This window comes from Paenibacillus dauci, assembly GCF_000971985.1.
Lineage (GTDB): Bacteria > Bacillota > Bacilli > Paenibacillales > Paenibacillaceae > Saccharibacillus > Saccharibacillus dauci.
Window position 1 is genome coordinate 525,613 of sequence record NZ_KQ040798.1, and the last position, 24,108, is coordinate 549,720.

Sequence of the window (24,108 nt, forward strand, 5' to 3'; positions counted from 1 at the left end):
ATGAGTTGCATCATTTAACTGTCTCCAACCAAAAAGCACACCTGCTCCAGCGCAGTCTCCATTCTCTGATACAAGAAATGGAAACTGTCCTATAGAGCAAGTGTGCTTTTTATTGTGCATGTTTTTATATTGTCTTTATCAATGAATCTGTACTCTTGCGCAGCATGCGATTTTCATTATTACTGCACGTGTATGACCATGTCTATTCATTTTGCATAGACACTGGTTCGAGAATATTCGGGTTACTTTGTTTTCGTTTTGCTTCCTTCCACTTTTACCAGTGCATTGACCGTCTGGGATACGCTCGCGTCTACTGCCGAACTGATCTGGATCTGCAGACGTACAATACTGTAGCTGCCTGCCGGATACTTGATCAATACACCTGCATCGTTAACATATTTATCGCCACTGCTAGAGATGATTTTGTATACCAGACGTTCGTCCTGCGGCAGTGTCAGCACCGGTTGACCTATGGTATGGTTACCGGTCTGGATTTTGTTAAATGGACGTACGGCTTCAGCGACACGATCCGTCTCTGTACCATCGATTCGGTAGGACAGATTTGCACGCTTGGTGGAGCTGCGTTTGACGTTACCTGTTTCATCAATATTATAAGCTGCGATTTCCAGCTGGTAGACCCCTTTGGGCAGCGCCTGGAAAGCAGTCTGTCCCGAAGCCGTCAGTACCATTGCAATATTATCGATATGATTAAATGTATAATATCCCGGCGGATGGATCGGATACGCTCCATTAACCGGTTCTCTTACCTGCTGGACCAGTGTACCTGCATACTTGCCATCCAGACCATACGCATTCAGTTCCAGCACATTGGCATCTGTAGAAGTCAGACGGAAGCCGATATCTGCTGACTTCTCTTGGCCGTTCATACGGATCACTGTATTGCTGATCGAGATATCCTGGATACCCTGTCCGATATCCGGAGCATTCTGACCGACATGAATAACAAATGGTAAATGCAGAGATGGATAGCCTGCAGCAGTCAGTACCACTTCTCCTTCATACACACCCTCCACTGCCGCTGCAGATGGCTGTAGCGCCAATGTGAACTCGGAAGCAGCATGAGCGCCCGCAGTAATCGTATTCCCTGCTCCCAGTCCCTGCAGACGGGCTTGAATCTGGCTGGTGTCCGGTGTGGCTATTGATCGTGCAGGATCGGACGTCACGCTGTTATGCATATTCACACTTGCCTGATACGTAACTGCTGCACCAGAGGTGTTTTTTAATTGAAGCTTTTTCAGCTGTTCGCTGCTGCCTGCCGGTACAGTACCGAATCCAGCAGACGGATTGTAATTGGTAATCGTCTGGCGTTTCCAGTTTTTGTCCAGGATGGTAACTGGCTCTACTGTCTGCAGGACAGCCGGTGTATAGACAGCTGCACTTACATTGGCGCGTCCTGCTCCCTGGGAATAGACATCATAGACTTTGCCGGACTCATCGGTGAGACGATCCGAAGTATTGGCCATGGCTGCCCGAATATCAAAAGGCGTCCAATCCGGATGCTCCTGCTTCAGCAAAGCCGCCATTCCTGCAACCATCGGTGCCGCCATGCTTGTACCGCTCTCACGCTTGTAAGCCTGGCTGTAGGAGGCGTCCTGAACATACTTGCCATATGCTGGCACGGTAGAACGAATATTCACACCAGGTGCAGCCATATCTGGTTTGATTCCCAATAGTCCGTCCTGGTTCGGACCACGCGAACTGAAGCTTGCCATCCGGTCGCCGTCTACTTCGGTCTTGGGATAGTTGGCGTCAAAACGAAACTGAATCGGCTGCTCAGGATGTATTAGTGCGGCGCGTGCCAGTGCACGTCCTTCCACCCCACTCATATCAAAAGCAGGGATATATTCAAATCCTTCTCCAATATAAGCAGTCGATCCCAGATAACCGTCACGTCCGCTGATATTCGCTGATAGATCGGCTTCATCAGGGTGAGCCGCCTGTGCATTACCGTTGAAAATAATTACCGCACGTGCGCCATGCTTGGCAGCAATTTTGATCTTGTCATCAAATTGCAGATTGCCACGGGATACGAGAACGATTTTGCCTGTAACATCTTTATTCTGGTAATCCGCTTCCGCTCCTAATCCTGCGTAGATTCCCTCTACCTTGCCAGTACCGATCATCTCTGCAAAATTCTCGCGGTTCAGCTGCCATGCCATCACATTAAGCGGATAGCTCTGTCCTGTCGATGTGTTGGCGTACACATTATTCTGCACTGTCGTACCTTTATCTGTATTCGATATACGTGAAGGCTGGTCTCCATAGACCGAAGCTGTTACAGTTGCCTGGTATAAATGGTACGGTATCGAAGAAGCACCCACCGAGATAGCCAGCTGCGAAGTAGCCGGAGAATTCACCGAATAGTAGTACGGACCGGAGTCGGCATCATTACCATTAGCCACCACGACTGTTGCGCCACTGAGTACGGCGTTGTTGACCGCAGTAGAAATAGGTGAATTCACATCTTTGTTGGTACTGATTCCTAGAGAGAGATTAATAATGTCCATGCCATCTTTGACTGCATGTTCAATTCCATCAATCAGTGTAGCCGAATTAACGCTTTCCTTGTTGGTAGCCGGGTTGCGTGAAGCGACGCGGTATGCATACAAATCTACATCATAGGCTACTCCTTTTTGTACGACTTCACTGGTCTTGTTCTCGGCGCGACCTGCAATTATGCCGGCTGCATGGGTGCCGTGCAGACTCCCCGGGTATCCCAGCTTGTATGTATCCTGATCAATACTGATTGGCGGAGTTTCATAAGGATCACGATCCTTGTCTACAGAATCATAGCCACCTTTATAGACTTTTTTCAGATCGGGATGCAGATAGTCGAGTCCTGTATCGATAACACCGACTTTTACCCCTTTCCCCGTCAATCCCTTGGCCCATGCTGTCTGTGCACCGATCAGTGACAGAGCGGATGGATCATAGGTTGCCTGACCGACAGACTGCGGTCTTTCTTCGACCGGAATATGATATACTGCACTGTTATCATAAATGGACTTGATTCCCGGTAGCTGGGCCAGTACCGGAATCTGATTGGCAGGAATAGAAATCTCCAATCCATTCAACACCGTATTATAGCGATAGTTGACTTTTAATTGTATGCCTTTGGCAAGTGCCTGATTAATAATCGAAGTCTGCTGGGAGTTAACCTTAGTCTCTGTAGACTCTGCTGCTACCGATTCCAGCCCGATCGTTGACGCATATTCCCCAACCGCAGCCGGTTGTGTAGTCAGTTGGACGATTACATTGGTTCGCTGACTGGAATTGGTATTGATGTCAGGAGAGATCACATTCGTCTCGCCGGTAGTCAGACTGAGTAGCTTATCCGGCAGGCTTTGCTGATCCAGCACGTATGGAGAAGACAATGTCCCCGATGCAGCATAAGCTGCTGCTGGAGAGACTGCCATTCCAGCGGTAATCAGTACAGCTAGTGAACCATAAGACAACTTGCGCAGAACATGTAACTTTTTCAAATACATTCCCTCGTTTCCTTATTATGCTTGCTCATTTCCCGCAGCCATATCGTATCATTACAGGTGACTCATGAATAGCTATTTTCTCCATAAATTGTATTCACTGGAGACCGGCTTGTCATCGACCTATAGATAGAAATATAAAAAAGACATTCTTCCGGCATCCATGTGTACACCCGTAAGTGTATTCATGTCTGTCAGAAGAATGTCCGAACATCCTATTGCTTTTTATCCACAACTACTAACTTGCGTTAGCCGTGATTTAAGGTTTGGTGATTTTCACCAGTGCATTTACAATCTGATATGCATTTGGATCTACTGCAGAACTAACTTTGACCTGCAGTCTGGCAATCCGATAATCAGTGTACGGATATTTGACGAGCACACCGTTGTTGTTAACATACTTCTCATCACTACTGGACAGCACTTCATACTTCACGCGGCTGTCTGAAGTGAGAGGCAGTACATATTCACCAAGGTTATTTTTGCCATCCAGGATATAATTAAACTGTTTGGCTGCTGTAGCTACGCGGTCCTTCTCCGTACCTGCAATGCGGTAAGAACTATAGGCACGTTTGATAGAATTCTGGTCAATGTTGCCAGATGGAGAATGGTAATAAGCATTAATCTCCAGTTTGTAGACTCCTTTGCCTAGAACTTTGCGTCCATAGCTGCCACCTGTACCATAAGCCATATAAATATTATCGACATTATTGAACTGATAGTATCCTGGAGCAAATACTTCGGTACTTCCCTGTTCGTAAGGCTTCTGTACCTGTACCAGAGTGCCTACATATTCATCTTCAATATCGTAGACATTCAGCTCAAGAACATTCGCATTGGTAGAGGTCAGACGGAATCCTACATTAGTAGAATCTTCTTTGCCGTTCAAGCGGATAACCGTATTGCTGAGATTTACTTCCTGTACACCCAGACCTGCATCAGGAACACTGTTACCTACATGGAGAACGAATGGCAGATGCAGAGACGGATATCCATTTGCAGTCAATACAACGTCACCTTCATATACGCCTGTTGCAGCTGCAGCTGATGGTTTGACAGCCAGCTTAAAGGCGGAAGCCGAGTTGGCACCAACTGTAATCGAGTTACCTCCATTTAGCCCCTGCAGGCTGGCTTCGATGTTGCTTACGTCCGGTGTCGCAATCGGCTCACTCGGATCAGAAGTTACATTCGGGTGCATTTTTACACTTGCCTGATACGTGATCGCCGATCCGGAAGTATTCTTCACCTGAAGTTCTTTGATCAGGGCTTCACTTCCGGCAGCTACCGTACCAAAAGCAGCAGAAGAATTGTAATTGGTAATGGTTTTGCGCATCCAGTTCTTATCCAGAATTGTGATATCCTCTACGGTCTGCAGAACAGCTGGTGTATACACAGCCGTTCCAACATTCGCACGGCCAGCACCTTGTGAATAGACATCATACTGTGTATTGGACAGATCATAGAGTGTGTCCGAAGTATTCGCCAGTGCTGCACGAATATCGAATGGAGTCCAGTTCGGATGCTCCTGCTTGAGCAGTACAGCCATACCGGCTACGTGCGGCGAAGCCATACTTGTACCATTTTGGCGCTCATAGGCTCTGCTGTACGATGCATCCTTGATGTACTTGCCATAGGCAGGTACGGAAGAACGAATATTCACACCTGGTGCAGATACATCAGGCTTGATACCGAGCAGACCATCCTGGTTCGGTCCACGGGAGCTAAAGGAAGCCATTGTATCACCGCGTACTTCATCTTTTGGATACTCGTTACCAAATGTAAATTCAAGCTCACCTTCGGAAGCAAGTGCTTCTCTTGCCAGTGCACGACCTTCTTTACCAGCCATATCAAAGGTTGGTACATAATCGAATCCTTCACCGATAAATCCGGTTGCCCCTACATGACTGTCACGACCCGAAATGCTTTCGGACAGATCCGCTTCATTCGGATTGCTTGCTTTGGAGTTACCGTTGAAGATGATAGCTGCTTTGGCGCCGTGTTCTTTGGCGTTTTTCATTTTATCGACAAATGGCAGATTACCACGGGAAATCAGCACTACTTTGCCTTTCACATCTTTGCCTGCATAATCAGCTTCGGCACCCAGTCCCACATACACGCCTTCATGGGTATCTGTACCAAGAATCTCGGCAAAGTTGCTGCTGGATACATACCAGCTCATTACGTTAAGTCCATAAGACTTCGCAGATGGATCACCGTATACATCTTCGCTAACTGCTGCACCTTTGTTGCCATATACCGATGCGGATACCGTAGCTGTATACGTAGCAAAAGGAATAGAAGATGCTCCTACGGAAATCGCCAGCTGGGAACTTGCCGGTGAACCCATAGAGTAGTAATAATAACCGGAATCTGCCGCATTACCATTCGCTACTACAGCAGTTACGCCTGCCAGTACTGCATTGTTGATCGCTACAGAATCCGGAGAATTTACATCTTTCTCGGAATCGGAGCCCAGGGACAGGTTGATAACATCCATTCCGTCTTTGACTGCATGCTCGATACCGTCAATAACCTGTGCCGATGAACCGGAAGCACGGTTGGTCTCTGGGTTACGGGACAGTACACGATAAGCATACAGGTTGGCATCATAAGCGATACCTTTTTGTACGATATCACTTGTTTTGTTCTCGGCGCGACCTACAATCGTACCGGATACGTGCGTACCATGGGAAGTTCCTTCAAACCCTGTGCCGTATGGATCTTCATCCACGGACAATGGTCTGTCTTCATAAGGATCGAAATCTTTGTCTACGGAATCATATCCGCCTTTATAGGCGTTTTTGAGATCGGGATGTTCATAATCGACACCGGTGTCAATAACACCGACTTTGACACCTTTACCAGTCAGACCTTTGTTCCAGGCCTGCTGGGCACCAATCAGAGTAAGCGGTGCCGGGTCATATGTAGCTTGCGTTGCTTTTGCTGTCAGGGTTGGCGGTTCCTGAACAGGGATAGTGTAATAAGTACTGTTTTCAAAAATAGATTTGATGCCAGGCAGTTCGGCAAGTTTGGGAATCTGATTAGCCGGGATGGATACTTCCATGCCGTTCAGTACCGTGTTGTAGCGATAGTTGACATGCAGATTGATTCCTTTGTCCAGCGCCTGCTTCACAATAGAGTTCTGCTGGGAATTGATAGCGCTCTCGGTTGATTCGGCAGCCATGGAACGAATGCCCATCTGAGCAGCATATTCTCCTACAGCTACCGGCTGGTTGGTCAGCTGAACGATAACACGGATCGTCTGTTTGGAACCTGTATTGATTTTGGGTGAAATGACATTGGTTTCCCCGGAAGTCAGGCTGATTAATTTATCGGGCAGTTGTTTTTGATCCAGCAGATAAGGCGATGTCACTGTACCCTGTTCTGCGGCATAGGCTGCGCCCGGAGACCATACTGTCCCTGCTGCGAGCAGAGCAGCCATGGATACTACAGATAACTTGCGAACAACATGTAGTTTAGTCAAATTTCGTCCCTCATTTCATCAATTTGGTTATTCAGTTGTCAAAAATCCCGATTATACCCCTAATTCCACCATTAATAACTATGTAAGCTTTATTGACCCCCTTTTCTATTTTATAGGAATATTTTATTACATAGCATTATATTACCACCTGAATTAACCACTGGCTAGATATTTTATCCATGTATAGATAAATTTTGCGTTACTTATAATTGAGTAACCTTTTTTTATCAAACTGCGCATCAGATAAGGACATTTTTTATAAATAAATACAAAAAAAGCATTTCTGCTCACTTTTAAGGAACTGAAATGCTTGTATAAATATACTATTTATTAGGTTTTATATTGTTGTTAGCTATTCTTCCCTTGGAACCAGATCAAAAATAGTTCCATCTTCCATCGTATCAATCAGACGATCGAGCCATAGATAATACCGGATAGCTTCCTGCATTTTTTCTTTGTCTTTCAGCAATATGTTGCGGGCTGGTGTATCTTCCATATCTACAATCAGACGATCAATTTCTTTGACCGACTTGCGAAATACAAGAATATTACTCTCTACTGCTTTCCGCCATTTAATAGCAAAAAAGTCCGTAAATGTCTGATACCAGTCATATTCTACTTCATATAAATCTTTGCGTGATCCTTTTTCCCACACTTTGTTGACCATGCGCAGATCCAGCAAGTTGCGTACTCCCGTACTCATACTGGTCTTGCTCATTGCCATTTCGCGTCCCATCTCATCCAGTGTCATCGGCCGGTCTGCGAAAAAAAGCAAGCCATACAGATGGCCTGTAGACAGGGAAACGCCATAAAGATCCATATTACGTCCGATCACTTCAATAACACGCTTCCTGACTTTCTCCACTGTCTCCTGCTGTAACTCATCCAATTGGTCCAAGCCCATGCTTGCACACTCCCATTCTATCTATACAGTTTGTACTATACGATCTGTAATAATTGACTTTCACCATTTTAAAAAAATTATTATAAAAAGTAAAGCAGAGCATTTGCGAGTATTATCCAGTATATCGCAGTATTTTATCTATAAATATCGTACAGTTTTTTCTGTACAAACTTATTATACGGATTTTACGGTTGATTTGCAAAATAATATTTGCTACAATTAATCACGTTGCGTTGCAAATCATGAAAATATTCTTTGTTACTGAAAAATATTTATTACTTTCAAGTATTCATTATTTAAAATTTGGGTAATAGATTTGGTGATATGATCTAGCTAACTCGCTTCGCAAGTATTCCTTCGTTTGATTTTAGCTTTACTCACCTACCTGAACGACAAAGAATATTCGGTTAGCAGCCCGTGTTGAAAATCGTAAATTTACTGATGAGTGATCAGCACTATCGCAGGATTATTGTACGTGTTTCTACTATATATAAGGGGTGACAATGCATGTCTATTTTGGAAATCAAAAATGTAAGCAAACTGTTTGGCCCAAATGCAGAGCAGGGCGTGAAGCTGCTGGAGCAGGGATGGACCAAAGAGAAGATGGCAAAGGAAAAACAAATCACTGTCGGTGTTAACCGTGTGAATATGGAAATCAATCAGGGCGAGATTTTCGTTATCATGGGATTGTCCGGTAGTGGTAAGTCCACACTCGTACGTATGTTTAACCGTCTGATCGAGCCAACTTCCGGAGAGATTCTGGTACATGGTAAAGATCTTCGCAAAATGAACAAAGAACAACTGCGGAATGCACGCCGCAAAACGATCAGTATGGTATTCCAGAAATTCGCACTCTTCCCGCACCGTACGGTTCTGGAAAATGTAGAATACGGTCTGGAAATTCAAAAAGTAGCCAAAGCTCAGCGCAGAGAAAAAGCAATCACTTCTCTCGAACTCGTTGGTCTCAAAGGCTGGGGCGATAAAATGCCGGATGAACTCAGTGGTGGTATGCAGCAGCGTGTCGGTCTGGCCCGCGCACTCGCCAATGATCCTGAAGTACTGCTGATGGATGAAGCATTCAGCGCACTTGATCCACTGATCCGCCGTGATATGCAGGATGAACTGCTGGAACTGCAGGATAAAATGAAAAAAACGATTATTTTCATCACACACGATTTGGACGAAGCTCTTCGCATTGGTGACCGGATCGCCCTGATGAAAGACGGCGCCGTTGTACAGATTGGCACACCGGAAGAAATTATGATCCAGCCGGCCAACTCCTATGTGGAACGCTTCGTCGAAGACGTGGATCTTTCCAAAGTACTGACAGCTGCCCATGTAATGCGCAGACCAGAGACCATTACACTGGACCGTGGTCCTCGTGTAGCACTCGAATTGATGCGTGAACGCGGTATTTCCAATCTGTTTGTCATCGACCGCTCCAAAAAGCTGCTTGGCATTATTACAGCCGAGGATGCAGCTACAGCGGTACGTCAACAGCAAAAACTGGACGATATCCTGATCAAGGACGTTCCATATGTAGCACCAGAGCGAATGCTAAATGACTTGTTTGAACTGGTAAGTACTGCCAAGCTGCCTGTTGCGGTTGTCGATGAACGCGAACGTCTGACAGGCGTTATTGTACGGGGTGCCCTGCTCGGTGCACTGGCTGGCGGAGTAGAGAACGAGGAGGTTGCTTTAAATGCCTAAGATTCCTATTGCCCATTGGGTAGATGTAATTGTAGAGTGGCTCAGTATCCACTGGGCGTCCTTTTTCAAAGGATTATCCAATCTTATTACGTATGTGGTAGACATCTTCACCTGGTTGTTCATGCTGCCACATCCATTTTTGTTCGTTATCATTATTGCCCTGCTCGGTTATATGGCCGGACGGTGGACGATGGCCTTTTTCTCGGCAATCGGATTCCTGCTGATCTATAATCTGGGCTACTGGACAGAGACGATGAATACGCTTGGTCTCGTCGTAACTGCTGCCCTGATTTCCATTATCATCGGAGTACCGCTCGGTATCTGGTGCGCATCGAGTAAAATTGCTGCTCGCATCATTACACCGGTTCTCGACTTTATGCAGACGATGCCTGCATTTGTCTATCTGCTGCCAGCGGTTACTTTCTTCAGCCTGGGTGTTGTTCCCGGCGTAGTCGCTTCTGTTATTTTCGCAATTCCGCCAACGATTCGTATGACCCATCTGGGGATTACCCAGGTATCCGGCGAACTGATCGAAGCCGCTGATGCCTTTGGTTCTACGGGTGGACAACGTTTGTTCAAAGTACAACTGCCACTCGCACTGCCATCTGTTATGGCTGGTATCAACCAGACCATCATGCTGTCTCTGTCGATGGTCGTTATCGCATCCATGATCGGTGCGCAAGGTATCGGCGCTGTCGTATATCGTGCTGTTGGTCAGCTCAAAATTGGTGAAGGCTTCGAAGCCGGTCTGGCTGTCGTTGTTCTCGCGATTGTACTGGATCGACTGTCCCAAAGCCTGTTCAATGGCAAACGCAGTAAAAAAGCGGCTTAATTCAGCCGCTTCTCTTTTGTCCATTTTCCTTAACTATAATATTCCTACGTAAAGGAGCGATAATGTACTATGAAAAAGTATAGAAACTGGCTGTTATCCGGCTGTATCGTACTGATCCTAATTATCTCCGCCTGTAATCCGGAGCGCCAGCCATTCCCGAGTTTCCCGGGCAGCGGTGAAGCCGCTACAAGCTCTGATCCTGTCGGAGCTCAGGTCAATCATCAGATTATCGGTATTGATGCCGGTGCTGGTATTATGAAAGGTACCCGTAAAGCGATGGAGGATTATGGTCTGAGCGACTGGACACTGGTCGAAGGTTCCAGCGCTGCTATGACTGCTACACTTGCCAAAGCAATTCGTAACGAAGAACCAATTATTATTACTGGCTGGACCCCGCACTGGATGTTCAGCAAATATGATCTGAAATATCTGGATGATCCCAAAAAATCATTTGGAGATGCCGAAGAAATTCATACCATCGCTCGCAAAAACCTGAAGCAGGATGACCCAACCGCCTATCAGTTCCTGGATCGTTTCTCCTGGACATCGGATGAAATGGGCGAAATTATGGTAGCTATTCAGGACGGTCAGGACCCTGCACAGGCAGCCAAAGCATGGGCAGAAGCCCATCCGGACCGTGTGAACGAATGGACCAAAGGTCTTCAAAAATCCAGTGGCAAATCACTGACCCTGAGCTATGTAGCATGGGATTCCGAGATTGCCAGTACCAACCTGGTCAAATACATTCTGGAAAACAAACTGGGTTATAAAGTTACAGCTCTGCAGGTCGAAGCTGGCCCAATGTTTACCGGTGTAGCGAATGGTGATGCCGATGCGACTCTGGCCGCTTGGCTTCCACTGACCCATGCTGATTACTGGGAAAAGTATAAAGCCAAACTGGACGATCTGGGTCCCAACATGAAAGGTGTCAAAGTTGGTCTGGTCGTTCCCAAATATATGAATGTAAGCTCGATTGAAGATATGGTGGATCAGCCACAGTAATTGTATTACTGCATGTTCCTTCCTTATACCGTTTATAAACGAAGTGAATGCCCATATAAATAAAGCAAAAGACGCATTTCCTAAATTACAGGAAATGCGTCTTTTTTGAATCGAAGATGCAATCTACACAGGCAGATACTACAGTGATATATTCACATTCATACCTGCCCAGTCAGCTTACATTCCGCTATCTGAGTCGTCCTGATGCTTGGTGAGCTGTCTGATCCAAAGCCCGAACAAGATACATGCTACCAGGATCATAACACCGTACAGCAGAATATAAGGTGTATGTGCGTTGAATTCCATAAATAAAGGCAAAAGCGCCGTCATTCCAGTTTCCATGTCCATTCCTCCTCCGCAAATTTTCATTACTTAATTTTTACCCACTATTAGTCATTTTACCTCAATTAATACCCTTGTGCCATCTGGATAATTGTCTAATTGGTTACTAATCCATGAACCGGCGCCCCGATTATCCGAAGGTGTGACATATCGTATATCGGCACCTGTACCACCTTCCTTGCACATGGCCATCGGCCACTCATCCCGATCATAGCCTTTGCGGGTCTCTACTCCCTTAAGCGATTGCTTGCGGTTTTCCTTGGCGCCTTTGCGATCAATGGTACATACTGCCGATTCTCCGGCAGCTATGGCATCCTGGATATGATCGCCTGTTTTGGGATAACGATTTTTGGGAAAGACCAGTGTATAGTCTGCCTGCTGACTATGACCGACTGATCCGGATGACGAGTTCAGCGCACCCGTGAGTGCACCCAGATCGACTTTGCCGGTAAATAGATAGATCGCTACAACAACGGCCAGTGCGCCGACGACAGCTCCTATTCGCTTGGGTGACATAGATGTGTATTCCTCCTGTTGATTGATTCTCTTCTATTATATCGTTATCTGTAGCAGAGAGGAACATATGTTTCTTTGTGATATAGCTTAAAATAATAAGTAAACATAAGAAACCCGATCCAGCAGGTCTGCGTATAATGTCATAAGCTACATAGAAGTGCAACGACTAACCATTCTTATAGCATTCTATTCACTTCGTCCGTATACTCGCAGGTATGTGGCTCTATTTTACTTTCAAAGGAGAAATGTCTATGTCATTCTTTAACAAAATGCTGGCTCGTATAGGGGTAGGAGCTGCCAAAATCGATACCGTTCTCGACCAGAACGAGTATTATCCAAATAGTGAAGTTCGCGGAATTGTCTATGTACAGGGTGGTAACGTCGATCAGGACGTTGGCAATATCTATATCGAAGTCATGACCCAGTATATCCGTGAACAGGATGACAAAAAGCATTATGTAGATTATACCATCGCCAAATATCGTGTATCCGAGAAAACACAGGTCAGAAGCGGTCAGAAGCTGGAAATTCCATTCGGCTTTACACTGCCATCCCAGACTCCACTGACCCTGAGCAATCAGAAAATATGGCTGCATACCGGATTGGATATCGAGATGAGTGTCGACCCGACCGATCAGGATTATATCGTGGTACGACCACATCCGTATATGGATACAGTACTCGAGGCGGCAGAACGTCTGGGCTTCCAGTTCAAGGCATCGACGGTAGAGTATGCTTCCCGTTCGCCGTTTGGCGTCCCTTATGTACAGGAGATCGAATTCTATCCGGGAGCAAGGTTCCACGGCCGGATTACCGAGCTGGAACTGATGATGTCCCTTACAAGCAATGGCCTACAGATCCTGGTCGAAGTCGATCGCCGCGGCCGCGGACTGGGTGGATTCCTCGCCAATGCATTCGATATGGACGAGCGCCGCGCATGGCTGGATCTGACACCATCGGATCTGAACCGTGGAGCCGATTATGTAGCCCAGCAGTTAGAGCGGTTGATTGATCAACAGAGTCGGTAAATAATGATCTTCCCCAATTGTATTACTGAGAATAGTTAATAAATGGGTGGGTACAGTTTAAAATGACTGTATCCATCCATTTTGTTCTCCGTACGAGAAAGGTAGCGAGATTTATCATTATCCGATAACGGAAAACAAATATTCCGGCTAACGACGACATATCAGCTACATTATAATGGATAACTGGTATTCTAACGTTCTTCATAATCAAACCAGTCTAACAAAAAAGCCGTCCCTCAATCGAATGATTAAGGAACGGCTTTCTATTATTTACAGCTATGGTGGCTTGGCCAATCTTGTATCTTACCGATAACGATCAACTCGGCCAGTCGCATAATGCAAGGCTAAGCGCCTTATTACATCATGCCGCCCATTCCACCCATGCCGCCCATGTCTGGACCTGCTGGAGATGCTGGTTCTGGTTTGTCAGCGATAACTGCTTCAGTAGTCAGGAACATTGCTGCTACAGATGCTGCGTGTTGCAGTGCGGAACGTGTTACTTTGGCAGGGTCAACGATACCTGCTTCGAACATGTTCACCCATTCGCCAGTAGCGGCGTTGTAACCAATGCCTACTTCTTCTTTTTTCAGACGCTCAACGATAACCGATCCTTCTTGACCAGCATTAGCTGCGATTGTACGGATTGGCTCTTCCAGAGCGCGCAGAACGATGTTAACGCCTGTTTTCTCGTCGCCTTCTGCATTAACTGCAGATACAGCGTTATATACGTTCACGAGTGCAGTACCACCACCGGATACGATACCTTCTTCAACCGCAGCGCGAGTTGCGTTCAGGGCGTCTTCGATGCGCAGTTTGCGCTCTTTCAGTTCGGTTTCAGTTGCAGCACCGACTTTGATTACTGCTACACCGCCGGACAGTTTCGCCAGACGCTCTTGCAGTTTTTCTTTGTCGAACTCGGAAGTTGTTTCTTCCAGCTGCGAGCGGATTTGGCTGATACGTGCATCGATATCTTCTTTTGCACCAGCGCCATCTACTACAATTGTGTTTTCTTTGGTTACGCGTACTTGACGTGCAGTACCCAGTTGGTCAACAGAAGCGGATTTCAGATCCAGACCCAGTTCTTCTGTGATTACTTGTCCACCAGTCAGTGCAGCGATATCTTGCAGCATTGCTTTACGACGGTCACCGAATCCAGGAGCTTTAACAGCTACTGCATTGAATGTACCGCGCAGTTTGTTGACAACCAGCATAGCCAGTGCTTCGCCTTCGATATCTTCAGCGATCAGTACCAGTGGTTTGCTTTGTTGTACAACTTTCTCCAGCAGTGGCAGGATTTCCTGAGTGCTGCTGATTTTCTTGTCAGTGATCAGAATGTATGGGTTGTCCAGGACAGCTTCCATTTTATCTGTATCTGTGATCATGTATGGAGAGATGTAACCGCGGTCGAACTGCATACCTTCTACAACTTCCAGTTCAGTCGCGAATCCACGGGATTCTTCAACAGTGATAACACCATCGTTGCCCACTTTTTCCATAGCTTCTGCGATCAGTTGACCTACTTCATCGTCAGCTGCGGAGATTGCTGCAACCTGTGCGATGGATTGTTTGTCTTCAACATGACGGGAGATGCTTTGCAGTTCTTCAACCGCTGCACGAACCGCTTTGTCGATACCTTTGCGGATAACCATAGGGTTAGCGCCTGCAGTTACGTTTTTCAGACCTTCACGGATCATGGCTTGAGCCAGAACAGTTGCAGTTGTTGTACCGTCACCGGCAACATCGTTGGTTTTGGTAGCTACTTCTTTAACCAGCTGTGCACCCATGTTCTCGAATGCATCTTCCAGTTCGATTTCTTTGGCGATTGTTACACCATCGTTGGTGATCAGCGGGCTGCCGAATTTTTTCTCCAGAACAACGTTACGTCCTTTTGGTCCAAGTGTTACTTTTACTGCGTCTGCCAGAGCGTCTACACCACGAAGCATTGCGCGGCGAGCGTCTTCACTGAATTTGATATCTTTAGCCATTTGAAAAGTACCTCCTCAGTATTATAGGAATTCATATAAGGTTAAGATTTTGCTTGGCAAAAATCATAAATGTATTGGAATGCAGTGCCCATCCAGCGCCTGGCGCCGATGATGCACCCTCTGTGGATGAAGCTAAGTAAATTTCCCGGATATCCGAAGATTAACCCAGAATCGCGTGAATATCGCTTTCTTTCATAATCAAATATTCTTTGCCTTCATATTTGATTTCTGTACCGGCATATTTGGAGAACAGAACACGGTCGCCTTCTTTAACTTCCAAAGGAACACGAACTCCATCTTTCAGCAGTCCGCTGCCTACAGCGATAATAGTGCCTTCCTGCGGCTTTTCCTTGGCAGAGTCTGGAAGCACGATTCCGAATGAAGTCGTCTCCTCTTGTTGGCTCGCTTCTACCAATACACGTTCACCTAAAGGTTTGATCATGAAAAATAGCCTCCTTAAAGTTTAAATGGAATCATCTTGCAGGTAGCAGTCTACCCATGTGTTAGCACTCGACCACGTCTAGTGCTAACAGCCAACTTTATGATACTCAACTTGAGCGATGATTTCAAGTCCCTTTCTATAAAATCCTGTAGTTTCCATTCCAAAACAAAAAAACAACCTCCCCTCAACCGGCATTCCAGATGCTTTTTTCCGGTCGGGAGAGGCTGTTTCTCTGGCTGTAGTACATTATTGCGTAGAGGGATTAGTCATGAACATCTGTTAGCGTATGGATGGTCACACAATTACGATTACTGGCCTTGGAGCGATAAAGTGCGGCGTCTGCCAGTCTGTAGATCGCTTCCTCAGTCAAATGGTGATTGACCTGCTCGACAAATCCAACTCCTACCGAGACGGTCACATATGGAGCTGCATCATTCTGATCGTGTGGAATATGCAGATCTTCGATACTCTGCCGAATGTTCTCTGCAATCTCTGCTGTACGTTCTTTGCCCATGCCGATAGACAGAATCGCGAACTCTTCTCCGCCAAGACGGAACGCAACTGCGCCTGCTTTGCTCGTCTCTTCCAGCAGAGTGGCACCGATTCGGCGCAGCACATTATCGCCTTCATAATGACCATACCGGTCATTGTATTTCTTGTAATGGTCAATATCCAGCAGCATAAAGGTCAGACTGGCCTGCTGCAACACCGCATTCTCCAGTTTGTACAAAATACGCTCATTGAAATAGCGACGGTTATAGAGTCCTGTCAGTTCATCTGTAATGGAGATGCGCTCGATCTGCTTTTTGTCTGTAATATTGTGTCCAATGAACATATATCCTTGCAGATGATCTTCCTCCCATGCCGGTTCAACGGTCATATTAAGCCAGAGCATATTCTGATCTTTGCGGAAGTAAATCAGTTCCCCGTTCCACGTCTCCTCCTTGTCGATTACAAAGGGAGCGATCGAGCGGCCATGATGATCCATCGGCCGGAAAAAACGGTGCGGACGACTGGCGACTTCTTCCTGGGTGTAACCGGTGAGTAGACAGAATTCTTCACTGGCCATCATCACATTGCCGTACAAATCCGTATTTACGATAATCACATTCTTGTCGACAATATTAAAGTATTTACTTAGCTGTTCATTTTTGACGGCGAGCTCACGAGTACGCTGATTGACCAGATGCTCCAGATTGCTGTACAAACTGGCATTTTCAATCGCATAGACCATATCCCGTGACAGCAGATTAATCATGCCAAGACGCTCTCTGGTAAATGCACCGGTAATTAGATTATTCTCCAGATAGATGACAGCAATCAGCTTGTCCTGATTCAGCAGCGGCATACAGAGTACCGAACGCGGCTGCTGTTCTGTCATATAGCGAATATCCGACAGACGATTCACCGAGCTGGCATCGGTATACATCAGAGTCTCGCGGCTGCGGGCTACTTCGTCCATTGTCATCCACGGGAATTGCAATGCTCTGCGCTGTTGGTCTTCATGTATACGTATATTGATCTGGTGGTCAATATCGCTGTATTCCCCTTCTGCCCACAGGCTTGGACCGGACTTGATCATAATGCATCCTCGCTGTGCTCCTGCATTCACCAGCACAATATTCATCATGTTATGCAGCAGCTGATCCAGTTCAATCTCACGCGAGATTGCCTGGGAAGCCTGAAGCAGCAGATGAATATCAATATTCTCGGTGGATATACTCATCGTCTGGTCACCGTTCAGCGGTACCCACTGGATATGACCCATCAGATCCTGATAATTCTCCTGTAACTGCTGTACTTTGCCCCGTGCACCCCAGACCGAATAGTAGTAAGATGCCTGTTTGAAATAGTAACCACCCAGCTCCGGACGTCCCCGCTCCAGATAAAATCGCGCGATCTGCTCGCTGGCAATTGCTTTGTAGCGGGTAAAGTTACCTTGTTCGCTATCCTGCAGCGCCAGGTAGTAGTAATTCTCCGCTTCACTGTATTTGCCGTGAATCCGCAACCACTCCGCCTGCATCAGATACTGCTGTGTGGTAAAGTTATGCGGATGATGAGCTGCCCATTTTTTCATTTTACGATACTGCTTGCTCATACGTATGCGGGCGTTGCGCTGCTCTTTGCGACCAAGCTCGGGATAACAGGAAGCCAGCGCCATAAACGTATAAAACGAGTACTCTTCCATAAAAGTCGAACCGGCCAGTGTACTAATCACCTGATCCGCCTGCTGGATATAAGTCAGTGCTTCCGCCGATTCATCCGTCATAAAAGCAAGCTGAATCTTGCATATATAGTAAATACCGATACCGGAATAATACTTCAGGCTACCCAGTTCATCCAGATAGTCTTGTTCGCTGAACTCCTCGTCATCCATGACGGTTCCAAAAGGAATCTCTCCGGACAACACCCGGAATTTTTGACGATTCAGTCTGGCTGTAGCGAGTGCCGGACGGTATTTGGTATTCTCGATCATTTCGAGCATCGTCCCGCTCTCTTGCAGATACGTCTCGATCTCCAGTGAAGGATTCCACTGATTGCGATAATAGCAGGCATGTGCCAGATACAGCATATCTCCGGATAGCAAGCTATACTCTACGGTCCTGCGATACTGTTCTTCCAGCGTCTCCCAATCATGACTCCAACTGTAGCAAAAAAGACTGTATAGCACATGCACCAGACTGCGCCACTGCAGGTCAGCGAACTTTTCATTCAGACTTACTGCGAGTCGTCCGTACGCCTCGGCCCCTTTAAGATCACCCATGCCGGACAACAGCATGGCATACCCGATATAGGCGCCTGCCGACTCCGGGGCATTGCCGTGGCGGATCGATAGCTGCGTTTTTTTGAGTACAGCCCAGCCGAACAGGGTCTGTTCTCCTGAAATAAAGGCTGGCGGAATAAAGCTCACTAACAGTCTCATAATCAGCTTGATCCGTTGATCTGTCATTTCCCGGTCTTCCAGCAGTTGCTCCGGCTTCTTGCCACGTAGCTGCAGCTTGACGGCCAACAGTTCTTTGGCAACCACAGCCATATTGAGACGACGCGGAACAGTAAAATCAAGACTGTCCAAACCAGCTTTGCCCGCTTCAATCGCACGACCCATCAGCCCGAGATACATGTAGTGATTGGACTGCATCTCATATATGGTAGCTTGCTCCATTCCGGTTCTGGCATGATGCAGCAGAACATTGCAAGCACGATCTGCCGAATCCGGTTGATGAATCAGATAGGAGCATTCGCTGTACAACAGATAAATATCCCATGTCCGTTCATATTGGTGCTGCCAGTGTTCTTCGGTAATCAGGCTAATCGCTACCTGCAGAAAACGGCGTGCCGTCTCATAACCGAATGCTTCTTTGGCACGACGGGCGGCCTGCAGATTCAAATGAATCAGTCTTTCCTTTTCCGAATGGCGAGTGACCAGCACAATACCTTTGTTAAGATGTCCGGTAATCTCCATAATATGCTCATGAATCCGGTCTTCCGGCCACTGACTGAGCAGCAGCCAACCGAGCTGGAGATGCAGCTGCTGGCGAAGCTTTGGATCGATCATCTGATACAGGGCCTGCTGCAGCTTGTCATGCTGAAAAGTAAATTGAACCTGTATACGATCCAGCTCTTCTGCTGGAATCGCCACTTCATGAATAAAGGAAGTACTGGTATGCAGTGGTAACAGGATCTCTTCCTGTACAGCACGCAGCAGAGCAGGCATCAGCATGTCCTTTTCCGAATGACCAATCATTCGCAGTACCTGCCAATCAAATGTGCGACCGATCAGTGCTGCTATACTGAGAATCAACCGTACACCTGCAGGCAATGTTTTCATTTTTTCCATCAGATATTCAATCAAGTCTTCACTGGCCGTGAGTTCCAGAATGACCGGTTCTTCATACAGCCAGGCTCCTGCTGTCTGATCAAAATAAAGCGCACGTTGTTTGTACAAATCCTTGAGTATTTCACGGGTAAAGAAGGGATTGCCTCCTGTCTGCCGATGAATCACCGGAGTCAGCCAGTCCAGCTGCTCTGCGCTCATTCCCATGGTATCTTCAATAAGCTGGCGGGTATGGACTGCAGACAGTGGCTGGATATGCAGCTGGTGAATAAAATGCTGTTCATTCAGCCGCTCCATTGCTTCGGACAATGAATGCCCGGCGCCAATCTCATCGTAGCGATAAGACCCGATAATAAAAATACGTTTGAGATTTTTATTTTCCAGCAGCCGCGACATCAGCTGAATACTGGATAAATCCGCCCACTGCAGATCATCCAGAAACAGAACAAGCGGACGCTGTTGACCAATCAGACTTTCCAGTAATCGGACAAAAGACAGGAAAAAACGGTTATTCTCTTCTACAGGCAGCAGCGGCTCAGGCTTTGGCTGCACACCGATTAACTGCTCCAGTTCTGGCAACCAGCGAGTCATCAGACCGGCATTCGCACCCAAATGACTCTTCAGTGCATACTGCATATCGGCCATTTCGTCTGCAGGTCCATTCAGCCATTCTGCCAGCAAAGTTCGAAAAGCATCCATGATTGCACTATACGGAATGTTTTTGTTGTATTGTTCAAATTTACCCTGCACAAAATATCCTTTTTCATAAGACACAATCGTCTGCAGTTCATTGACCAGCGCAGTTTTTCCGCTACCGGCTTCACCTGCTACCAGAGCCAGCTGAAGGCGATCTTCCATGCTCTGGACAAAAGCTGACTGCAGCACATTTAATTCTTCTTCACGGCCATATAATTTCTGCGGCATATGAAAAATCGTACTACGATCTTCCAGACCGATCTCAAAATCGGTACGTGACGCAGAGGAAAGGCACTTTTTCAAATCGGAACGAATACCATAGGCGCTGCGATAGCGGTCTTCGGGAGACTTTTCCAGCAGTTTCATTACGATATTGGACAGTACTTGCGGAACACGTCCCTCGCTCTGCTGTGCCGGAGAGACCGGCTTTTTGGCAATAATGGAATAGATCTGATCCATAACCGAATCGGAAGGATACGGATGAGTGCCTGTCAGCATCTCATACAGTACGACTCCAAATGAGTAAAAGTCAGAACGATAGTCAATATGACGATTGATTCGGCCCGTCTGCTCAGGGGAAATATAAGGCAGGCTGCCTTCCATGATACCAGTAACTGCCTGATCCGACTTTTCGTTACTCCAGCGGGTGGATAGATCAAAATCAATCAGCTGCAGCTGATCGGTCTCCCGATTCCAGATCAGATTGGCGGGTTTGATATCTTTGTGGATAATTTCGCGTTCATGAATGGCACCGATCATATCCACGAGCTTGATCGCCAGTCGCAGTACTGTCTGCACATCCAGACGCTGCTGCCGAAGAATACTTTTGAGCGACTCGCCGTTAATGTCTTCCATGGATAGCACAAAGTAGCCACCACGCTCTTCCAGTTGAATCGGTCGGACGATGCCCGGAATAACAGGACTCAGCTCCGATAACAGCTGATACTCCTTTTTGATACGCATAATTGCTTCGTACGTCGATGATCTCGCGCCGAGTACTTTGGCAATAACAGGTTCGCCGGAAAGATTGTCGATGCACCGATAGATTGCCTTGCTGCCATGGTCTGCAATCTCTTCTATCACTGTGTATTTTTGATCTTTCCAATTCATTAGATTTCCCTCGCTTTATCCCGTCTCTGTACCAAATCAAAATCAGGATTAAATTTGAACACATATGCTGCCGTTAACCAGATCACCCAACAATTCACACCAAAGAACAAATAACCAAAATAACCGAGAAGCGGCATCTGGGAAAAGATATGGAATTTATCCAGATAAGGGACGGAATACTTCCAGTAATTCGGATTCAGCGGAATGCCCTCATTGAACCATTCACTACCAAAGTTCCACAGCTCCCAAAAAAATCCGTTACAGACTGTAGCCAATCCGATCAGCAGCATTGGGGACCAGTTGCCCTGGCGAATCGGAGTAAATGGCGTCCACATCCGAATCAGTCCCATGGCTGCAGACAGCATAGGAACCAGCGCGACCCACAATACCCAAAATAATTCAAACGGGAAATAACCCATGGCCAGTGCAAGACCAAGCCCCAGAATATACATCACAATCAGTGTCGGCTTGTTCAGGTGAAGCTTCGGTCCGTTACTGTAACGATCACGCAGCGCCGGAATAGTCAGCATCAGCAGATACCATTCAATAATTGCCGGCAGCACCGTTGTATAGGAGAGCGAGAACCAGAAAATATTGCCAAAATCCGAGAAAATCTCTTTATTGGGATAATACCAATTTTCCATAACAAAGAAATTCAGATATTCAAAAGCGAACCAGCTGAAGCAGGACACAACTGCCAGCAGCTGCATAATTTGCGGCTTTTTGGACAGCAGAGATACTCCATGGTTGCGCTTGTATACGATTCCATCAAGAATGCATATAAAAGACCACCATAACGGTACAAAGGTGTAAGGCTCAAGCAGACTAAGCACCGACAGGCGCGCCCACATAATAAACCAGCAAATTACCAGAACCGGCAGCGCGGCCCAGAACCAGAAAGGAAACTGCACTTCGGAACGCTGAACTTCGGCTGCGACCAGAGTCTTGCGAAACCCGAATACACGCGGAAACAGGTAAAACACCATAATAAACAATGCCACTATACAAGCCAGTGCAAAATACAAGGCGTTAAAACCCGGATCCTGAACGGCTTCCTGCACGGGGAAGGTACCATATCCAGGTGGCAGCCCGCCCCATTTTGCCAGACTTCCCAGCAGCGGAAGGATAAAAATCAGTAAAAACGTGATAATCAGAAATACAATTTTCTTCAACCGTCTAACCCCTTTATTATCTGTAATGAACGGTATTTCTGTACTGTTTTCAACAATATTTCTGTTTTTTCGACAGTTGCATTTGACCCGTATTTACTATTTATAATCTGCTGCCGCCAAAAAAGATAGTGTTTTTTCTGGAAATAAAAAAAGTATTCTGCAGAGTCGGTTCGCCTGACGGGAAGGCTTCCCCTTTTACAGAATACTTGTCATTATAATTAGATTTCTTCCAGCAGTCGCTCGGCATCTCTGCGCTGCTGTCTGCGATAGACGACCTTGGCCAAAATGACGCTTAGTTCATACAATATCAGTAATGGAATAGCGACCAATGTATCCGAGATAAAGTCTGGTGGCGTAATAACAACTGCTACAAATACCAATACAAAATAAGCCGGCTTGCGTATTTTGGAGAGTAATGCCGGTGTCAGAATCCGGATCGTTGTCAGGAACATGACGATAATCGGCAGTTCGAACAATCCCGCTACAGGAAATACAATGTTCGACATAAAGGTAAAGTACTGCACTACACCATACGTTTCTTCCAGTCCCATACTGCGTGTTACCTGAGAGGTAAACGCAAGAGCCATCGGAAAAATTATATAATAGGCAAACAGCACACCCAGCAGAAACATAACAAATACAAACGGAATATACTTGCGCGCTGCCCTTCGTTCATGCGGCAGCAGCCCCGGACTGACAAATGCCCATAATTGATAAACTGCACAGGGCAGTGTCAGTGCAATAGCAACAACCATAGCGATCTTCATATAAAGACCAATGCCATCCCAGAACGAGAATACATGGAATACCAGCTGACGGGCAGTCTCTGCGGCAACCAGGTACTGATAGACAGGCTGGGCCACCAGCAGGCCGGCAATCAGACCCAAAAACAGCACAGCAATTACAATAATCAACCGCCGCCTGAGTTCGGTAAGATGATCAACGAGGGACATATCTTTTTCGGAATTAAACAATGGGGTTCCTCCATTCAATGCCATATCTCCAGTCAACCTCGGATCGATCATCCAGGCGGATTGACTTGGAAAAGAAAATCCCTTCCACCGGGGAAGGGATTCGGAACATGGCCGATACAGCGATTTTCATTCTCCGTACAGAGGTGAGCGGCTTACAGCTCCGTCTATATTCAGCCAGGATGTGGCTTTAACTGCGTAGATTAACGTTTCTCTTCCGTGCGTACTTCCGGTACCACTTCGGCACTCTGGATCGAATCGGCATGAACTTTGGTTGTCTTGTCCTCATCCTTCATCATATCGCGTGTACCTTCCTTGAATTCACGGAACGTCCGGCCTACAGCACGACCCAGTTCGGGCAGCTTGTTGGGGCCAAATAAAATCAGCGCAAGAATGATTAACAAAATAAAACCGGTAGGACCAATTGAACTAAACATGTGGAACTCCTCCTTCATTCTCCAACGGGAACAGGCCTGTTGTTCTCCTATCATAGCATAGCTACGCATTTCAATTCATTATTGGATTACATTACCACGACAAAAAACACAATTTCTCATGACGAAAAATTGCGAT

13 protein-coding genes and 1 pseudogene are annotated in these 24,108 nt (G+C 46.6%); 3 read left to right on the forward strand and 11 right to left on the reverse strand.

Annotated elements, in window-relative coordinates:
- Positions 1-242 precede the first annotated feature (242 nt).
- From WH46_RS02380 to WH46_RS02390, 3 genes are all read right to left on the reverse strand, one after another.
- A complete protein-coding gene (locus tag WH46_RS02380) occupies positions 243-3,509 on the reverse strand; it encodes a S8 family serine peptidase (protein WP_082208286.1) in 3,267 nt (1,088 codons plus the stop codon).
- Positions 3,510-3,765: 256 nt separating this feature from the next.
- Positions 3,766-6,990, reverse strand: coding sequence for a S8 family serine peptidase (locus WH46_RS02385; protein ID WP_052714084.1), 3,225 nt, complete (start codon positions 6,988-6,990; stop codon positions 3,766-3,768).
- 352 nt (positions 6,991-7,342) lie between these two features.
- On the reverse strand, positions 7,343-7,894 hold the full coding sequence (locus WH46_RS02390) for a GbsR/MarR family transcriptional regulator (protein WP_017812873.1): 552 nt from the start codon (positions 7,892-7,894) through the stop codon (positions 7,343-7,345).
- Between the two features lie 507 nt (positions 7,895-8,401).
- Between WH46_RS02390 and WH46_RS02395 the strand changes: the two genes are divergently transcribed.
- Positions 8,402-9,604, forward strand: a complete 1,203-nt coding sequence (locus tag WH46_RS02395) for a quaternary amine ABC transporter ATP-binding protein (protein ID WP_017812872.1) — start codon at positions 8,402-8,404, stop codon at positions 9,602-9,604.
- Positions 9,597-11,438 (forward strand): annotated as a pseudogene (locus tag WH46_RS24570) (glycine betaine ABC transporter substrate-binding protein). The gene WH46_RS02395 and the pseudogene WH46_RS24570 overlap by 8 nt, the downstream one beginning before the upstream one ends.
- 177 nt (positions 11,439-11,615) lie before the next feature.
- Here WH46_RS24570 and WH46_RS23970 read toward each other — a convergent pair.
- Together WH46_RS23970 and WH46_RS02410 are read right to left on the reverse strand one after the other, a co-directional pair.
- Positions 11,616-11,780, reverse strand: a complete 165-nt coding sequence (locus WH46_RS23970; protein ID WP_017812869.1) for a hypothetical protein — start codon at positions 11,778-11,780, stop codon at positions 11,616-11,618.
- A 51-nt stretch (positions 11,781-11,831) separates the two neighbouring features.
- A complete protein-coding gene (locus WH46_RS02410; RefSeq protein ID WP_052714085.1) occupies positions 11,832-12,296 on the reverse strand; it encodes a NucA/NucB deoxyribonuclease domain-containing protein in 465 nt (154 codons plus the stop codon).
- A gap of 251 nt (positions 12,297-12,547) precedes the next feature.
- Here WH46_RS02410 and WH46_RS02415 point away from each other — a divergent pair, with 251 nt between their 5' ends.
- A complete protein-coding gene (locus WH46_RS02415) occupies positions 12,548-13,324 on the forward strand; it encodes a sporulation protein (protein ID WP_046225546.1) in 777 nt (258 codons plus the stop codon).
- Between the two features lie 356 nt (positions 13,325-13,680).
- Here WH46_RS02415 and groL read toward each other — a convergent pair whose 3' ends face one another.
- From groL to WH46_RS02445, 6 genes are all read right to left on the reverse strand, one after another.
- Positions 13,681-15,309, reverse strand: a complete 1,629-nt coding sequence (gene groL, locus WH46_RS02420) for a chaperonin GroEL (protein ID WP_017812865.1) — start codon at positions 15,307-15,309, stop codon at positions 13,681-13,683.
- 160 nt (positions 15,310-15,469) lie between these two features.
- Positions 15,470-15,751, reverse strand: coding sequence for a co-chaperone GroES (gene groES, locus WH46_RS02425; RefSeq protein ID WP_017812864.1), 282 nt, complete (start codon positions 15,749-15,751; stop codon positions 15,470-15,472).
- Positions 15,752-16,013: 262 nt separating this feature from the next.
- On the reverse strand, positions 16,014-21,392 hold the full coding sequence (locus tag WH46_RS02430) for a diguanylate cyclase (protein WP_046225547.1): 5,379 nt from the start codon (positions 21,390-21,392) through the stop codon (positions 16,014-16,016).
- A complete protein-coding gene (locus tag WH46_RS02435) occupies positions 21,392-22,564 on the reverse strand; it encodes a hypothetical protein (RefSeq protein ID WP_046225548.1) in 1,173 nt (390 codons plus the stop codon). Before WH46_RS02435 ends, WH46_RS02430 begins: the two co-directional genes overlap by 1 nt.
- Positions 22,565-22,782: 218 nt before the next feature.
- Complete coding sequence (gene tatC, locus WH46_RS02440; RefSeq protein WP_156172215.1) at positions 22,783-23,538, reverse strand: twin-arginine translocase subunit TatC; 756 nt, start codon at positions 23,536-23,538, stop codon at positions 22,783-22,785.
- Between the two features lie 200 nt (positions 23,539-23,738).
- Complete coding sequence (locus WH46_RS02445) at positions 23,739-23,972, reverse strand: twin-arginine translocase TatA/TatE family subunit (RefSeq protein ID WP_046225550.1); 234 nt, start codon at positions 23,970-23,972, stop codon at positions 23,739-23,741.
- Positions 23,973-24,108 lie beyond the last annotated feature (136 nt).

What these genes read in the sequence shown, in the direction of transcription:
- WH46_RS02415 (WP_046225546.1), top strand. Translation starts at nt 12,548, where the DNA reads ATGTCATTCTTTAACAAAATGCTGGCTCGTATAGGGGTAGGAGCTGCC.
- groL (WP_017812865.1), bottom strand. Translation starts at nt 15,309, where the DNA reads ATGGCTAAAGATATCAAATTCAGTGAAGACGCTCGCCGCGCAATGCTT.
- WH46_RS02430 (WP_046225547.1), bottom strand. Translation starts at nt 21,392, where the DNA reads ATGAATTGGAAAGATCAAAAATACACAGTGATAGAAGAGATTGCAGAC.
- groES (WP_017812864.1), bottom strand. Translation starts at nt 15,751, where the DNA reads ATGATCAAACCTTTAGGTGAACGTGTATTGGTAGAAGCGAGCCAACAA.
- WH46_RS02380 (WP_082208286.1), bottom strand. Translation starts at nt 3,509, where the DNA reads ATGTATTTGAAAAAGTTACATGTTCTGCGCAAGTTGTCTTATGGTTCA.
- WH46_RS02395 (WP_017812872.1), top strand. Translation starts at nt 8,402, where the DNA reads ATGTCTATTTTGGAAATCAAAAATGTAAGCAAACTGTTTGGCCCAAAT.
- WH46_RS02410 (WP_052714085.1), bottom strand. Translation starts at nt 12,296, where the DNA reads ATGTCACCCAAGCGAATAGGAGCTGTCGTCGGCGCACTGGCCGTTGTT.
- WH46_RS23970 (WP_017812869.1), bottom strand. Translation starts at nt 11,780, where the DNA reads ATGGAAACTGGAATGACGGCGCTTTTGCCTTTATTTATGGAATTCAAC.
- WH46_RS02445 (WP_046225550.1), bottom strand. Translation starts at nt 23,972, where the DNA reads ATGTTTAGTTCAATTGGTCCTACCGGTTTTATTTTGTTAATCATTCTT.
- WH46_RS02390 (WP_017812873.1), bottom strand. Translation starts at nt 7,894, where the DNA reads ATGGGCTTGGACCAATTGGATGAGTTACAGCAGGAGACAGTGGAGAAA.